10 protein-coding genes are annotated in these 15,782 nt (G+C 65.0%); 2 read left to right on the plus strand and 8 right to left on the minus strand.

Features of this window, described 5'->3' with window-relative positions; genetic code table 11:
* Nucleotides 1-3 precede the first annotated feature (3 nt).
* Nucleotides 4-1,272 (minus strand): glycosyltransferase family 4 protein, encoded by a 1,269-nt coding sequence (locus ML01_RS04020; protein ID WP_058554109.1) that lies wholly within the window; start codon nucleotides 1,270-1,272, stop codon nucleotides 4-6.
* 214 nt (nucleotides 1,273-1,486) lie between these two features.
* On the opposite strand from ML01_RS04020, the gene ML01_RS04025 reads away from it, so the two are divergent.
* Nucleotides 1,487-3,010, plus strand: coding sequence for a glycosyltransferase (locus tag ML01_RS04025; RefSeq protein ID WP_058554110.1), 1,524 nt, complete (start codon nucleotides 1,487-1,489; stop codon nucleotides 3,008-3,010).
* A 4-nt stretch (nucleotides 3,011-3,014) separates the two neighbouring features.
* Nucleotides 3,015-3,914 carry an HAD family hydrolase gene (locus tag ML01_RS04030; RefSeq protein WP_082673936.1) on the plus strand — a complete coding sequence of 300 codons (900 nt, stop codon included), beginning with the start codon at nucleotides 3,015-3,017 and terminating at the stop codon, nucleotides 3,912-3,914.
* A 17-nt stretch (nucleotides 3,915-3,931) separates the two neighbouring features.
* Here ML01_RS04030 and ML01_RS04035 read toward each other — a convergent pair whose 3' ends face one another.
* The 7 genes from ML01_RS04035 to ML01_RS04065 all read right to left on the minus strand — a co-directional run bounded on the left by ML01_RS04035 (nucleotide 3,932) and on the right by ML01_RS04065 (nucleotide 15,746).
* The gene (locus tag ML01_RS04035) at nucleotides 3,932-5,056 is read right to left on the minus strand and encodes a glycosyltransferase family 2 protein (RefSeq protein ID WP_058554112.1); all 1,125 of its coding nucleotides are present in this window, start codon (nucleotides 5,054-5,056) and stop codon (nucleotides 3,932-3,934) included.
* Complete coding sequence (locus ML01_RS04040) at nucleotides 5,053-7,773, minus strand: hypothetical protein (RefSeq protein WP_058554113.1); 2,721 nt, start codon at nucleotides 7,771-7,773, stop codon at nucleotides 5,053-5,055. The genes ML01_RS04035 and ML01_RS04040 overlap by 4 nt, the downstream gene beginning before the upstream one ends.
* Nucleotides 7,773-9,533 (minus strand): glycosyltransferase family 39 protein, encoded by a 1,761-nt coding sequence (locus tag ML01_RS04045; RefSeq protein WP_162267960.1) that lies wholly within the window; start codon nucleotides 9,531-9,533, stop codon nucleotides 7,773-7,775. Before ML01_RS04045 ends, ML01_RS04040 begins: the two co-directional genes overlap by 1 nt.
* A 181-nt stretch (nucleotides 9,534-9,714) precedes the next feature.
* Nucleotides 9,715-11,172 (minus strand): putative O-glycosylation ligase, exosortase A system-associated, encoded by a 1,458-nt coding sequence (locus tag ML01_RS04050; RefSeq protein WP_058554115.1) that lies wholly within the window; start codon nucleotides 11,170-11,172, stop codon nucleotides 9,715-9,717.
* A gap of 3 nt (nucleotides 11,173-11,175) precedes the next feature.
* Nucleotides 11,176-12,567, minus strand: a complete 1,392-nt coding sequence (locus ML01_RS04055) for a phenylacetate--CoA ligase family protein (RefSeq protein ID WP_058554116.1) — start codon at nucleotides 12,565-12,567, stop codon at nucleotides 11,176-11,178.
* Nucleotides 12,567-13,814 (minus strand): TIGR04063 family PEP-CTERM/XrtA system glycosyltransferase, encoded by a 1,248-nt coding sequence (locus ML01_RS04060; protein WP_058554117.1) that lies wholly within the window; start codon nucleotides 13,812-13,814, stop codon nucleotides 12,567-12,569. Before ML01_RS04060 ends, ML01_RS04055 begins: the two co-directional genes overlap by 1 nt.
* Nucleotides 13,815-15,746, minus strand: a complete 1,932-nt coding sequence (locus ML01_RS04065; RefSeq protein WP_058554118.1) for an XrtA/PEP-CTERM system amidotransferase — start codon at nucleotides 15,744-15,746, stop codon at nucleotides 13,815-13,817.
* Nucleotides 15,747-15,782 lie beyond the last annotated feature (36 nt).

A 15,782-nucleotide genomic window follows, 5' to 3' on the forward strand; every position in this document is an offset into this window, starting at 1 on the left:
GGGCTACTCCGTCAGGTTGCGGATGTTGTTGATCATGCTGCGCAGGCTGTCACGCAGCACACGGTAGCTGAAGAAGCGGCTCGCGATATGAAAGTTGTGGTCCGTGAGGGTCTGCCGATACTCGGCGTCCTCGATGATGCGGCGGGTCTCCTCGACCACTTGCTGATCGACGACGCCGTCGATGGTGGGCAGCCGAAAGCCCTTCGGCTCGATGTCGCGCTGATACACGGAATAGCGCCCCACCACCAGCGGCTTCTGAAAATACACCGACTCCAGCAGCGCATTGCCGAAGCCCTCGTACAGGCTCGGGAAGGTTACCAAGTCCGCGTGCGGGTAGAGGTCGCGCAGGACATAGACTTTCTGACCCTCCTGATTGAGCTGGCGGCGGTCGGCCATGCGATCGCCGAAGAACTTGAGCGAGACGCCTTCGTCATGGGCGAGCTGCTGGAGCTGGCGGGCATACTCGAAGCCCTCGTCGCCGCTGTCGTGGGAGACGACGAGATGGCAGCGCGGCAGCTTCAGCCGCCGGATGAGATGGATCGCATTCTCGATGCCCTTGCGCGGCACGACCCGGGTCGGCTGCAAAATCAAGAGATCGCCGTCCAGCAGCCCGAGCGCGCGGCGCACGTCGGCGGCGTACTCGTCCGGCGGCCCGGGCGGGTTTTCGAAGTCGAATACGTTCGGCACCAAGATGCTCGGCAGCCCCTTGCGCCAGGCGATCTCCTCGCGCGCGGCCTGGTTGATGACCACGTGCTGAAGGTGCGGCACCCGCGGCGGAAAGGCCATCTCCAGGTAATCATCCACCGCGGAGATCTGAAAGCGCTGGCGTTCCCACATGAAGTCGTGATGATGGGCGATGGCCGGCATGCCCGTCTCCAGCAGAAACTCCGTAATGGCCACGCCAAGCGGGATGTGCATCGGGATGGTCAGCGCATTCTCGATGATGAGAATATCCAGATCGAACCGCACGCGGAATTCATACAGCGTGGACTTGAGGTACTCAACCAGCTCCCGAATGCGCCGGCTCGCCTCGGCGCAGCGCCGCGTGCGACCCCAGAGCTGGCTGTTGATCCAGGCATTTTCCGAATGGTCGAAGAAGGCCTCCGGCACGCACAGGCTGATGGCCGGGTCGCGGTCCAGCACGCCCGCATACCAATAGCTGACATGGCCCCCGAGCCAGAGCACCTCGGCCCACTTGGCCGCCTCCAACGAGACACCGTCGGTGCCGGCAAAGCGGGTGGAGACGAAGCCGATGTGCTCGGGTTGTTTCATATCGCTCGATAGCTGCCCGTCTGTTCGATGTGGCCGGTCCTGCCGCCCTGCGCCGGATACCTGCCTATAATGCCGACCCAAGCCGTCGGCGCAATGCGCCGACGCTGCCGGGCCGGCCGGCCGCGCGGAAAGCCGCCCCAGAGCCGCCCCGAGCGAAACACCCCGGAGCCCAGTATGTCGCCCGCAAAGCATCTCCCGTGCCCGATCCTTCGCCTTGAGCGGCTATTCCGCCGCCGCGCCTGACGCTGCCGCCGACCGGGTTCGGCTGATGCGCATCGCCATCGTCCACTACCACCTGCAAACGGGCGGCGTCACCCGCGTCATCGAGCACGCCTGCGCGGCGCTCCTCGGCCGTGGCGAGCAGGTAGCGGTGCTCGCCGGCGAGCCGCCGCAGGCACCGCTGCCGGCGGGCGCCACGGTTGCCGTGCTGCCGGGCCTGGCCTATGAGGAGCGGCGCGACGCGCTGTCGCCGGACCAGCTCGCCCGGGCCATGGCGAGCGCGGCACGGGATGCCTTGGGCGGGCCGCCCGATGTCTGGCACCTGCACAATCACTGCCTCGGCAAGAACACCGTGCTCCCGGGCGCCGTGCTGCGACTCGCCCGCGAAGGCGAGCGGCTGCTGCTCCAGCCGCACGACTTCGCCGAGGACGGTCGCCCGGCGCTGTACGGCCGACTGCGGGAACAGCTCGCGGATGGCAACGTCGGACGGTTGTCCGCCCTGCTCTACCCCTTGGCGCCCCAGATCCATTACGCGACCCTCACCGCGCGGGACCGCGGGCTCCTCGCCGGGGCCGGAGTGCCGGCGGCGCAGTTGCATGCGCTGCCGAACGCGGTCGCCGTCGGCCTGCCCGATCCCGGCGCGAGCGCGCCCGCGGCTGCACCGCAAGCGGGCATAGACGGGCGTCGACTCTGGCTCTATCCGACCCGCGCCATCCGCCGCAAGAACTTGGGCGAGTTTCTGCTCTGGGCCACGCTGGCCGGGGAGCAGGACCGCTTCGCGGTGACCCAGGCGCCCCAGAACCCGCAGGAGCAGCCGATCTACCAGCGCTGGGTGGCGCTCGCGCGGGAGCTGGGGCTGCCGATGACCTTTGCGGCTGGTGCCCGGGCCGATTTCGGAGCGCTCGTCGCGGCAAGCCATGCACTGGTCACCACCAGCGTCGCAGAGGGCTTCGGTCTCGCATTCTTGGAGCCCTGGCTCATGGGCCGGCCGCTGGTGGGCCGGGATCTGACGGAGATCACGGCGGATTTCACGGCCGCCGGCGTGCGCCTGCCCGGGCTTTACCACCGCCTCGACGTGCCGCTCGCGTGGCTCGATGCAAGGCGGCTCCGCGCCGCCTTCGATGTCGCCGCCGCCAAGCGCGCCGCGGCGTACGGCCGGCCCGCCGCAGACACGGCCGCGCAGGCCTGGCACAGTGCCGTCCGTGACGGACACATCGACTTCGGCCGCCTCGACGAGCCGGCCCAGATGCAGGTCATCCGGCAGCTTCGTGCCGACCCAACGGCGCGCACGGCGCTCTGCCCGCCGTCGCTCGATGCAGCGCCGGCCACCGCGGCGATCGGCGAGAACCGCAGCGTGATTGAGCGCGAGTACTCCGTCGTGGGCTTCGGCGCGCGGCTCGCGGCGGTCTACGCCTCGGTCGCTGGCGCCGAGGCGTCCGCGACCTTCGGCGCCGCTGACGGCTCGGCGCTGCTTGGGGAATTCCTTGCACCGGAGCGTCTGTCGCTGCTGCGGACCTGACACCATGGAAACAACCATGACCGACCATGCCGATGCCGCGCTGATCGAGCGCATCCAGGCGCTTACCGCACCAATGCGCCCAGTGCCGACGGGTGCCGCCCCGCGGATCGAGCCTCTGGAGGGCATCCGCGCCGTGCTGTTCGACGTCTACGGCACCCTGGTCATCTCCGGCTGCGGGGATATTGGGCTCACGGCAGAGTCGTCGGCCGCTGATCCGTTTCAGGAGGCCTGGTCCGCCGCGGGGCTCGATACCGCCGCCCTGCCACCGGATGGACCCGGGCTGCTCGCCGCGCTGATCCATGCGGACCATGCGCAGAGCCACAGGCGCGGCGTCGATCACCCGGAGGTGGACATCCTCGCCATCTGGCGGCGGCTCTTGGACCAGCGCGAGCTATCCGCAACGGATCGGGTGCTGCGCCGCTTGGCGCTGGAGTACGAGCTGCGGACGAATCCGGTCTGGCCGATGCCGGGGCTCGCGGCGGTCATCGACAAGCTCAGCGCCGGCGGGCCGGTCCTCGGCATCGTTTCCAACGCGCAGTTCTACACGCCCTTGATGCTCGGAGCCTTTCTCGGCGAGCCATTGGATGCACTCGGGTTCGACCCGGACTGCTGCGCCTGGTCGTACCGCCAAGGTGTCGCGAAGCCGTCGCAAAACGTCTACGCACCGGCGCTGCGCGGGCTTACCGAGCGCCACGGTATCGCGCCAGCTCAAGTGCTCTACATCGGCAACGACATGCGCAACGACGTGCGCCCCGCGCAGGCGCTCGGCTGCCGCACCGCGCTCTTCGCCGGCGACGCGCGCTCCCTGCGCCTGCGTGCGGACGACCCGGGCATGCGCGACATCCAACCGGACCGCGTCATCACGAGCCTCGATCAGGTCCTAGACGTGCTGCGCCCGGCCTGAGTCCGGCGTCTCCGGCCTCAACGGCGCGCGGGCGCCGGCGACTTCGGGCTCCAGGTATAGACGGCTGTCACCGCATAGTTCCAGACCGCGCCGACGAGGATACCGGCAACGGCGGATGCAACCCACCAGAGCCCGCCCGCCGGCGCCGCGTGGAACAGGTAGGTCGCGATGCCGACATTGGCCACAGCCCCCACGGAGCAGGCGAGCGTGAACGAGACCCAGCCGCGCAACAGCCCCCAGCCCCGTAATCGCCTGTCCCGGTAGGTAAAGAGGTTGTTCAGGAAGAAGTTGAAGGTCATCGCGACCAGCGCCGCCACCGCCTGCCCCGCGACGAAGGTCGTCTCAAGGCCGCGGAACAGCGCCCACAACACCGCCATGTGCACGAACACGCCCAGCCCGCCGATGAAGGCGAACGGAATGAACCGCGTCGGCACGTAGCGGCCGATCGTCTTGTCCAGCAGCATCAGGATGTATTCGGTTGCGACCATGCTATCGAGCTTGCTGTCGCCCGCGACGCGCACCCCAAAGGTGTAAGGTAGCTCCTTGAACCGCAGCGGCCTTCGAGCGCTCATGAAGATATCGAGCAGGATCTTGAACCCAATGCCGGACAGGTCGCGCACGACCTCGTCGATGAGTTCGCGCCGGAGCATGAAAAAGCCGCTCATGGGGTCTTTTAGGTCCGCCTTCAGCACGAAATGCGACAGCCGGGTGGCCACTCGACTCGCGAGTTGACGGCTCTCGGCCCAGGCCCCCACGCTACCCCCGCCGACGTGGCGGCTGCCGATGACGATGTCGAGCGGCTCATCCTGCAAGGCGCGCAGCATCTCAGCGATCAGACGTTCATCATGCTGCAGGTCTGCGTCCATGATCGCGACGAACGGCGCCGTGGTGGCGAGCATGCCCTCGATGCATGCCCCGGCGAGTCCGCGGCGGTGGATTCTATGGACAAGGCGTATCCGGGCGTCGTCTTCGGCGAGTCGCCGCACGACTGCTGCTGTTCCGTCCGGAGAATCGTCATCCACGAAGACGATTTCCCAACGCAGGTCACCGACGACGCCCAGAATGCGATCCAGCAAAGCCGCGATATTGTCGCGCTCGCGAAATGTCGGCACGACGATCGACAACAACGGACCTGATGTCATTCTTTGCTCACCTGCGCTGCACAGGGGACCACGGTGAAATCCACCGCGCTCGCAGCAGCGACATCGAGTCGTCCGTGGAATGCACTTGGAGTGTCCTCGGCATCTGCCCTCCATGCGGTCTCTTCCGCGGTCAGCGTTCTCAGAGCGCTGATGCAACCGGCTGTCTTATCGACATCGACGTATGTCAGGTCGAACAGCCGATAGCGGATACCGTCTGGAGTACGCCTGCGATGTATTACTGCGGCATCGGAGACAACATCCGCAGTCTGCGCTTCGCCGCCGGTCCCCAGGACCAAGACCTCATCCTCGCCGAAACTTAGTTCCGCACCAGCATCGCCAATCCGACCGGTTGCCGGAATCGCCTGCTCATCGAGCTGGAACACGGCGGCAGTTCGCAATGACGCCCGCGATTGAACCAAGACGTGACGGTCCGGCGCCGCCGCCGGCCACGCGGGCGGGTGCGGATAACGAATCGGCGCCGACTTGACGCGCGCTTCGCCGTCATGAAGGAACGTGACCCTGCCACCTGAGCCCGGTTGCTTAACGAACATCCCCGGCAAATCGGTCGGCGTGTAGCCCACCAAGTTCCAATTTGCCGCGCGTGCGAGACCGGCGCTGCCGTCCAGTTGATCCCAGACCACAAGCCAGCCGTCGTCCCCGACCACGACGGTACGCGAAGCCGCAATCCCGGACCAATCACCCAAATCCATCCGCGCCACCTGCAAGTCGTCCGCAGCAACAAAAAGGTCGAGCGGGGCGAATGCGGGTGTTGCTTGAGACCAGCGCGAATAGACCCCGCTCACCCCGCCGATCCAGGCGTCAAGCCCCGTACGAGCGACCATTGGCCCGTTGAGGCTCATACGGTCAACCTTCTTGTCTCGATGCTTAGCCCTGCCCGCCGGCAGCCACTTGTGACTCAGCCGCACAATGCGCTCGGTTACGGCCGGGAAATCGCCATAGAACAACGCGATCAGGCTGCCGGTCGCCGGATACCGGTGCCAACCCCGGTTGCGCAGACCGAACAGCGCGAACAGCTCCGGATCGTTCTCATCTCTGAAAACCAGTTTGTCCGGCGCCAGGGAGCCCGGGCGGAAGCTGTACCCGGTGATACCGTTGAGCGCTTTACTTGTAAGGGATGGTGCCACGGCCGGGATCGAATCATCCCAAAGCCATAGCCAGGCGAGATCACCGGGCAACGATTCCCCGCCTTCGCGAAGCGCCGTCAAGTGCTGATCCAATAGCCAGCGCGCCTCCTTGTCACGCAGCGCGAAGGCGGCGATGCTCAAAGAGTCGAGCGGCCGAAAAGGACCCACTAAACCGTAATTGAGGGGCACCGGGGCCCTCAGGAGTTGTTCCTTCAGCCAATCCACCGAAAGCTGTGCGCCCGGCGCCATGTCCGGGCGAGAGCCGTCGGCGTAGCGCCACAAAGCGTACGCGTTCGAGATCCAAACATCCTGATACTGCAGAGAATCATCACCGTTGCGAAAATTACCGCGCCAGCCGACACCCTTCCGATCCAGAAAGCTGGTCGCGCGCGACCGAAGCTCTTCCGTATTCACAATGCGGCGGAGCACGGATAAAGATCCCGCACCCACCTCTTGATTCAGATATGGGCCTTCGGGCAGATCGCGAAACGGAATCGCGTACAAGAGGTCGACCCACTCGACGGTGAACGCACGTTGCATGATCCTACTAAACCATGCGGCGATCCGCTCTTGCTCTTCTGCCGAGAAAAGCTCGGGCCATACGCGGCTGATCTCCAGGAAGAACAGCCCTCGGAGCATGGCGTTGTACTGACCGAACTTGACGCTATTGGCCGGTCCGGTGAGCGCGTCGCTGGCCACTTCGCCGAGCAGTCCCTCGCGATACGCCGCCGCCCAACGTCGATCGCCGGACAGTAACGCCAGGTTGCCCAACTGCGAAAGGCTCGGGCGCGGCTTCGATTGGAGCATGGCGATAACGTCTTCCCGCCGGAATTGCGCCGCCTTTGCCGCATTCGCCTCCGAATTGCCTGCCGCGCCCGCAGGTGCAATAAACACATCGGCGCGCTCTGGTACGGCCGCCAGCGCTGGTCGGTCGTCCCCTTCCGCCCAGAGCATGTATATGATGCTGCCGGTGAGAATAAATCCCGCGCCCACGAGCAGGATAGCGATACGCCCGGCTCGAAGCGCGCCGCAGGCCTCTCGGGCGCTGCGCGCCAACAAAAACCCCGCAACCGCGGATAGAAACGTGAACGTGCCGAGCAACCATAGTGTCAACAGGACGAAGCCCTCCGCATACGCTGGGGCTGTCGTCTGAATCCACACCGCGGACAACGCGGCCCATAACACCCAAGCGAAGGTCAAGGCCGCTACAGCATTTCTCCAAGAACCCAGGGTCCCACGCGCGACCCCTCGGAAAACGAGCACGGCCAGCAAATGCACCGAGAGGGCTAGGAGCACGCCGGCCGGCAACGGTTGCCCCGCAACGCCCGCGGCAGCGACGACGAAGCTCGTGCCGACAGCGAACCAAGCCGCAAGCGATTGCCAGCGCCGGGCCCCTTCGACATTTGCGATGACCGCACTGAAGACAACAAGTCCGTACCCGATGGTCAGAAACAAGTCGTTCTGCCAGACGGCGACGCCGATCTGCTCGCGCAGCAGAACGACGACAGCCCAAAACGAAATGCTCAGCCCGATCCCGGTTGCAATCTGCACCACTGCCCTGGAGATAACCATCAGTCCTTCGACTCCAGCGCCGCGCCGGACGCCCCCTGCTTAAACTGCACCCGAATAGTCTTGCCCACGATCGGTACCGGCAATTCCAAAATTCCACCTTCCGGTTCCGCCACGCGCATATTCTCGTAAACCAAAAGGCTTTGATCCTGCAATGGTTCGCGATTTGTGCGTACCGGTATCGTCGCGGCCAGGCGGAAGCGTTCATCGCTTCGCAAATATGTGCGCAGTAGGTCGTGGATCGGCAGGTTCAACGGGCTCTTAGACTCAACCACGATGAACTGGACTCCGAACCGATCGATCAGCGCGGCAAGTTCGTCTTCGGATTCCATGTGCTGCTGAGCGTTCAGAGCGCGATCGCCGCCGTACATGCCGGACGACGACAGCAGTTTATCTGCGCGTAGCACAAAGACATTGCGCTCTTCATCATACTGCCGAACGAAATAGGTGAAGTATCCGTTGTTATAGGCATCCACCAGGACAGTGGGCGACTCGGTCTGACTCACTACGAATCCTGCCGCGACATCGTAGCCGTGTGAAAACACAGGCTCCCGGGAGTAAACCAACGCCACATGCGATATGACGAGCAGCGCAAGCACGCTGGAAATGACATACTGCGGGCGCCCGTCGCCGAGTTTGGCCGCAAGATAAGTGAACGGCAGCACTGCAAACAACGCGAAAACAGGTATCCAATATATGTATTCGCGATCACGCGACACGCCGAGCAGCAGTCCGAAGAACAAGTAGACAGCAAGCCCCAACCACAGAAAATAAGCGACGCGTCGCTCGCGCATCAGGACAGCAAGAAGCAGCCCCACGCCGGCCAAGGCGAGGGTCCAAGGCGGAAGCCCGTTATGAGCCAACTCATCGAACGGCAGACGCCAGCGAGGCGGCGCAGTCCGCGGAATCGCAGGAGAACCGACGGGAGAAGTGGACTCTTCCGCCGCGGGCACGTCTGCGCCGACGGGTGACGTTGGCGGGGAAGGCTTAAGCGCCTCCTGCGCGGGCACCAGCGACGAAAGCAGGGGCATCCGGCCGAGCGACTGCTGGATGTTCAGGTCGCCAAGCCACAATGTCACCACGAGCAGCGGCACAAGGAGGAGCAACGCGAGGCCTGCGGCCACGTAAGTCTGCGTCTGGCGCAGCATCGATATTAAACGCCCCGACGCAACGGCCGCGAGCAGGAACCAAATGACGGCGAAGACCGCCACCTGTTTCGTCCAACAGGCCAGCCCGAACGCGATGGCCGTCGCGTAAAGGTACGCGTGCTTTCCGGAGCGCAGATAACGCTGCATCAGCCAACCTGACAGCAAGACCATCGCCAGCGTCGGCAGCTCGGTCATCGTATACCAGCCCCACTTCGCGATCGACGGGGCCGTGATAAAGAGCGCACTCGCCCAAAAAGCAGTCGCTACGCCAAAGCGCTCGCGCACGAGATCGAAAAATGCCGCAACTGCCACGAAGGCGAAGAAGAGGAGGGCCAATCGGCTGCTGGCAGGACTGATGCCGAAAACGCCGTTGAATAAGGCCTCCACGGTCGGGAAGAAGACTGGCTTGTAGCCGATACTCAAACCTGGGTACTGCGCATAATAGTTGACGGTGAAGTCGTAAATCCGGCGCGGCGGCCATACCGGCATCTCACGGATAAAATCGAGCATGAAAACGCCATCCAGCAGCAGCCGATCGGCGTCCGGATAGGCGAGCGCGGTATTCCCTACTTGGCGCAACACCATCAGCGCGGTGAGCGCGGCCAGAATGGCCAAGGCCAATGCTGCAGACGACAGAAATCGCGGTCGGTTCATTAATCGGTCCTTGGGGTTCTTTCGCGAAGCGGGTCAGCAGTAATCGCGCACGCTCGCAAGATGATTACTACAAGGTCCCGCGATCAGCCCGCGGAGACGCTTGCCCCCTTGCAGGGGATGTTGACGGACGACGTTACGCTGGCTAGAGGCGCCTGTACCAATCCCTCCCAAGCGCGATAGCTTCCTTCAGCGTCGGCAGCCCCTTGGGCTGCGACAGCGCCGGCGTCGCGAGCGACGCATGCCCGCGGTTTGCGGCTGATGGCGCAGTTCCGGCACGCCTGCCCGCTGCGGGCAGCGGTTGCGGGCGCCACGTTGGCTTCGGGATTGGGGCGCGAACGAGAACTTCCGTTTCAAGCTCGGCCAGCTCTTTTTTTAGCACGACTTGCATTCCGACGATAATCGCAATCAGAGCGTAGTAATAGTTGAAGTACGCCAAACCGAGAAAGGCGCCGCTTACGGCATAGCCGATTAGACTCACCTGCATCATTCTCGCAAGGTCGTTCATCCATGCGAGATCGGCGATGCCGCGTGTGCGCCTGATGATGCTGCCACACGCCTGGAGACTGAAAATCCCGATCGCGAGGAAAAGCCCCAACCCGATGAAGCCCTGCTCGGCCATAATCTCGAAGTAGATGCTGTGCGAATCGGTCGTGCGCGGGCCCACTTCAGGTAAGTACATGAGATAAGTGGCAGGCGCGAATGTTTCGAAACCGCCACCTAAGGGCCGATGCATCGCGAGATTGAATGCCATGCGCCAAGCCATAATCCGGCCCATCGCGGACCCGTCTTCCTCGTAGTTGACAATTGTCCCCATACGTTCATGCCATTCCTGCGGCATGAAGGCCATCATAACGGTCCCTAGCACAGCGGCAAGCAACAAGTACCCGAATTTATTCTTCGTTTTCCATATCAGCATGACGGCCATCGCGATGACCCCCAAGAAGGCGCCGCGTGACTGGGAGCCGAAAACTGAAAAGGCGCAGAGAATAATACCGATCAGCAACGCATGCTTGAGCAGTCGATACGGCACGATGGTACGAAGGAAAAAGAGCAACGGGATAGTCATGATCAGCGCCAGCGCCATCGAATTGTTGTCGCCGATGAAGCTGCCGGCCGGGCCCCAAACGTGATAGCTACCGCCTGTGAGCATTGTGAAGTATCCGCCCTTGAAGCCATAGAAGCCAATGGAAAGGGCGGCGACGGTAGTCAGCGCGATGACGCGCTCCTTGGAGTTCAGCACCATGATGGCGACGAAGGTGGTGAGCATGATCTTCCAGACCTTGTCCCACTGCCCCCAAGCCCAACCCGGATACAGGCTGAATATAGTAGTCAGCAGCATCCACGCCCAGAACAGCCCGAGCGTAACCGTAATCGGGGTGAGCGGGATCTCCTTTTTTTCGTGCCTTGCTATCAGCAGGCTGGACAGCATCGCAAGGGCGATAATCTGCGCAAAGGGCTGATTGGTCAGGGTCCAACTGATGCGATGCGGATTCATCAGGCCGATCCAATACCATACCAGCACGCCGATGAAGGGCTTCATGTAGATGAAGGGGATCGATCCGTAGATCGTCACCAGCAAAACGATGTCCCTGAGGCCCATGGTTTAGGCGCCCACGGTCGGATCGGCTTCAGCCCGAGCGTTCGGCAGCTTGACGTGGCTGACGACATAGCGGTACTTGCCGGAGTGTTCGCGCGGGATGTGTGCGACTTCTTCGACCGCGATGTCCACACCTTCGCCAAGGCGCCGCTGGAATTGTGCCCGGATGTCGGCAATGCGCTCGGCGGGCAGCGGCCTTGCCGCGGCGACCAGCACGCGGGTGTGCATGAGCGACTCCTGCACGATCTTGAACTGATCGATCTCCTCCATATCGCGCAGTACGTAGATCAGCGCGAGGCCGTGCATTACGGTACCGTCTGCGGCGACGATGAAGTCCGTCGTTCGGCCCTCCAGCCGTCCGAGTACCGGCAGGCCGCGTCCGCAGGGACAGGGTTGCGGGTCCAAGGCGCCGACATCGCCGGTGCGGTAGCGGATGAAGGGAAAATCTGCGGTCGCAAGGTGGGTTATGACGATCTCGCCGGTCTCGCCGGGCGGCACCGGCTGGCCGTCGGCACCGACTACCTCGACGATGATGTCCTCCGCCGTGATATGCAGCCGCCCCAGTGGACAGGCGTGCGAAATGAAGCCCGCATCGCGCCCGCCGTAACCGTTCGCCACCTGGCAGCCGAAGACGCGCTCAATGGCCTCGCGTTGATGGTCGTAGAGGCGCTCCGAGGTCACGAACGCGACGCGGACGCCGAGGGCATCCAGCGCAACGCCGGCAGCCTCCGCATGGCCGGCGATCAACGCCAGAGACGACGGATAGCCGAACAGCATCCGCGGGCGGAATCGGCGAATGGCCGCGACGAACCGGTCCAGGTTTGCGGGGGACAGCTCGAACGCCGGCACCAGTTGGGTGCGCAGCAGGGCATCACGCAGCGCACGCACGCGGTCCTGCGCGCCAAGCTCGATGGGGGAGCCCCAAACGACGATCTCGCGGTCGCCGATGTCCACGTTCCACCAGCGTGTTGCGCGCCACTTGGCGGCGACGTCGTGGCTGATACGCTCCTTGCCGATGTAGAACACCAAGGGCTCGCCGGAAGAGCCGCCGGTGTTGAAGCGTGCGAGGTCACGGGCGCCGCGAGCCTTGAGGTCTTCGACATGAGCGCGAATGGTCGCCTTGTCCATGAGCGGGAGGCGACGCAGTCCGTCGAGATCGGACACGTCGCGCGGTGCTAGGCCATGCTCGGCGAGAAGACGCTGGACATAGGGTACCCGCGCGCTTGCGTCGGTCATGAAGGCCGCGAGGCGCTGCTGCTGATAGGCCGCGAGCTCAGCAGGCGGGAGCCATTGCGTGCGTTCGAGCGCCCGGCGCACGGCGACGGTGGCGTGACCCTTCGCCCATTCGTGCAGCGGGAACAAGAGCCCGCTGGCGAAGTTGGTGTAGAGATCCGGCATCAGCGCACCGGCTCGCGGCCCGGGACGTGCTCCGGCGGGCCCGCCGGCGCACCGAGCAGCCTGCCATAGACGGCCTGGTAGCGCGCAACGCTGCGCGCCCAGGTACGCTCCGCTTCCACGAAACGCCGCCCCGCCGCGCGCCGCAACGGCCAGTCGTCCCTGTCATCGAGCATGACGCGGACGGCCGCCGCGAGCGCCGAGGCGTCACCCGCCGCAAACAGCCGGCCAGTGACGCCATCGTCGATGAGCTCCCGATGGCCGCCGACGTCCGAGGCCAGCACGAGCTTGCCCTGCGCCATCGCCTCCAAGGGCTTGAGCGGCGTCACCAGCTCCGTGAGCCGCATGGACTTGCGCGGATAGACGAGGATGTCGACGAGACTGTAATAGCGCTGCACCAGGTCGTGCGGCACCCGGCCGGTGAAATGCACGCGCGCGCCGACGCCCAGCGCCGCGACCTGCTCCTTCAGGCGCGACTCCTCGGGCCCGCCGCCCACCAGCAGCAGATGCACGTCCAGGCTGCACGCGAGCTCCGCCATGGCGGCCACCGCAATGTCCAGTCCCTCATAGGCGTAGAACGAGCCAATGAAGCCCAGCATCGGCGCATCACCGAGCCCGAGCTCCGCAGCCAGCGCCTGATCCGGCGGCAGGTCGAACGCGAAAACCTCGGCATCCACGGCGTTCGGGATCACCGTGAGCTTGGCGTCGGGGATGCCGCGGGCGCGAATGTCCCGGCGCAGGCCGTCGCAGATGCAGGTTACGGCGTCGGCACGCCGGAACACGTGGGTTTCCAGCGCCCGGGTCAATCGATAGCGCGCCCCACCCGCGCGGCTGGTGCCGTGGTCGGCGGCGGCGTCCTCCCAAAAGGCCCGGCATTCGTAGACCACCGGCAGGCCATGCCGATGGCCGACCCTGAGCGCGGCAAGCCCGTTCAAGGCCGGCGAGTGCGCGTGCAGCAGGTCCGGGCGCTCCGTGCGCACGGCCGCATCCAGCCGCCGCGCCAGATCGTTGACGATGCGCCACTGGTTCAGCACCGGCAAGCGACCGCCGGGCCCGGCAGGTGGGGCCGTCCGGTAGAAGCGCAGCCCGTCGATGACCTCGACATCGGCGCCGCTCGCGCCCTGCTTGCCGGAGGTGATCTGCACCGTGTCCCAGCCCATCGCCGCCTGCTGCTTCAGGATCGCGCGGGTCCGAAAGGTATAGCCGCTGTGCAGCGGGATGGAGTGGTCCAAGACGTGCAGGATCTTCATTCAGGCCGCCTCCAGGGCAGCGGGCTGCAAACCCTGCTCGCGCTTCAGGAAGGCGTCGAACATCAAGAGGCTCCAGAGTGCGGCGCTGAGGTCGCGCCGCCCGCTGTCGTGGGTGTCCAGCAGATCCAGCAGACAGCCGCGCTCGAACAGCCCCGTATCGGCGAGCCGCGCGCCGAGCAGCGCCTCGCGCACGCGCGTGCGCAACGGCCCTCGGAACCAGCTCGCAAGCGGCACCGCAAAACCCATTTTCGGGCGGTCCATCACTGCGTGCGGCAAGTGCGCACGCAGCGCCGACTTGAACAGGTGCTTGCCGTCGCGGCCGCTGAGCTTGAGCCCCGGCGGCAGGGACGACATCCACTCAACGAGCTCGTGGTCGAGCAGCGGCACGCGCACCTCCAGCGCATGGGCCATGCTCGCGCGATCCACCTTGGTCAGGATGTCATCGACCAGATAGGTCTTCATGTCCAGGTATTGCACGAGCGACAGGGGATGCTCCGTCGGGCTGGCCGCGGCGTGGCGGCGCAGCACCTCAATGGCATTGTAGCCTTGCAATTGCCGCCGCATGGCCGGGCTGTAGAGCCGGGCGCGCAGATCATCATCAAGCACGGAGATGATGTCGAAATAGCCCGCGACGGCATCCCTGGCCAAGGCCTGGAAGGTCGCCTTCGCGCGCAGGAAACGCGGCGCGCCGAGGAGCGGCGGATAGGCCCGGCCCATGGGCCCGAACACCGCGCGCCTGACCCCGAGCGGCATCATCCCGCGCAAGCGCTGCTCATCCAGGTGCCATTGGTAACGCCGATACCCGGCAAGGTTCTCATCCCCGCCATCGCCGGACAGGACCACCGTGACCTGTCGGCGCGCCAGCTCGCACACCAGGTAGGTCGGCAGCGCGGAGCTGTCCGCGTAGGGCTCGTCGTAGAGCCCCGCGAGGGTATCCAGCAGGTCGAACCGGTCAACCTCCAGTTGCTCGGTGCGATGGGCGGTGGCGTAGCGCTGCGCCACCGCCGCCGCATAGCTCGACTCGTTGAAGGCCGGATCACCGAAGGAGATGGAGCAGGTATTGACGGCGCCCGTGCCGTCGGCAGCCATGATCTGGGCCATCAGCGCGACGACGGCACTGGAATCGACCCCACCGGACAGAAAGGCACCCAGCGGCACCTCGGCGACGAGGCGCAGCCGCACCGCCTCCCGCAAACGCTCGATCAGCTCCTCGCCCGCCGCCGCCGCGTCCGGAAAGCTGCCGGGCACGAACGGCACGTCCCAGTACTGCTGCGGCACAGGGCGCGCGGCGCCGCGGCGAACAGCGAGCCGATGGCCGGCCGGCAGCTTAAACACCCCGCTGTAAATGGTCCGCGGCTCGGGCACGTAGCCGTAGGCGAAGTAGTCCTCCACCGCCTCCGGCGCGATGACACGCGCGAGCGCCGGATGCAGCTCAAGGGCCTTGAGCTCGGACGCGAAGATCAGGCTGCCGTCGCCGAGCCAGGCATAGTAGAGCGGCTTGATGCCGAGGCGGTCGCGCGCCAGAAACAGCGTCTGCCTGCCGCGATCCCAGATCGCGAAGGCGAACATGCCGCGGAAGCGCTCGACACAGCGCTCGCCCCACTCCTCCCACGCGTGCACGATGACCTCGGTATCGCAGCGGGTGCGAAAGTGGTGGCCGCGCGCCGTGAGCTCGTCGATCAAGGGCTGATAGTTGTAGATCTCACCGTTATAGACAACGACGACGCTCTCGTCCTCGTTGTAGAGCGGCTGCCGACCACCGGAGAGATCGATGATGGACAGCCGCCGATGGCCCAGGCCAAGCCCAGTCTCGTGGTGGATACCGTGCTGATCCGGCCCCCGATGGGCCTGAGCGTCGTTCATCCGGCGCAGCAGATCCGCCGACACGGGAGCCGATCCATCCCCGGCGAAAATGCCTGTGATCGCACACATTAGAGTTGTCTCCGCGCCCGGACCGGCTTCTCAAGC

Origin of the sequence: Thiohalocapsa sp. ML1, assembly GCF_001469165.1 — a bacterium.
Classification (GTDB): Bacteria; Pseudomonadota; Gammaproteobacteria; order Chromatiales; family Chromatiaceae; genus Thiohalocapsa.

Excerpts from the sequence above, each read along its gene's own strand:
- ML01_RS04020 (WP_058554109.1), bottom strand. The coding sequence starts at position 1,272 with ATGAAACAACCCGAGCACATCGGCTTCGTCTCCACCCGCTTTGCCGGC.
- ML01_RS04030 (WP_082673936.1), top strand. The coding sequence starts at position 3,015 with ATGGAAACAACCATGACCGACCATGCCGATGCCGCGCTGATCGAGCGC.
- ML01_RS04035 (WP_058554112.1), bottom strand. The coding sequence starts at position 5,056 with ATGACATCAGGTCCGTTGTTGTCGATCGTCGTGCCGACATTTCGCGAG.
- ML01_RS04040 (WP_058554113.1), bottom strand. The coding sequence starts at position 7,773 with ATGGTTATCTCCAGGGCAGTGGTGCAGATTGCAACCGGGATCGGGCTG.
- ML01_RS04050 (WP_058554115.1), bottom strand. The coding sequence starts at position 11,172 with ATGGGCCTCAGGGACATCGTTTTGCTGGTGACGATCTACGGATCGATC.
- ML01_RS04055 (WP_058554116.1), bottom strand. The coding sequence starts at position 12,567 with ATGCCGGATCTCTACACCAACTTCGCCAGCGGGCTCTTGTTCCCGCTG.
- ML01_RS04060 (WP_058554117.1), bottom strand. The coding sequence starts at position 13,814 with ATGAAGATCCTGCACGTCTTGGACCACTCCATCCCGCTGCACAGCGGC.
- ML01_RS04065 (WP_058554118.1), bottom strand. The coding sequence starts at position 15,746 with ATGTGTGCGATCACAGGCATTTTCGCCGGGGATGGATCGGCTCCCGTG.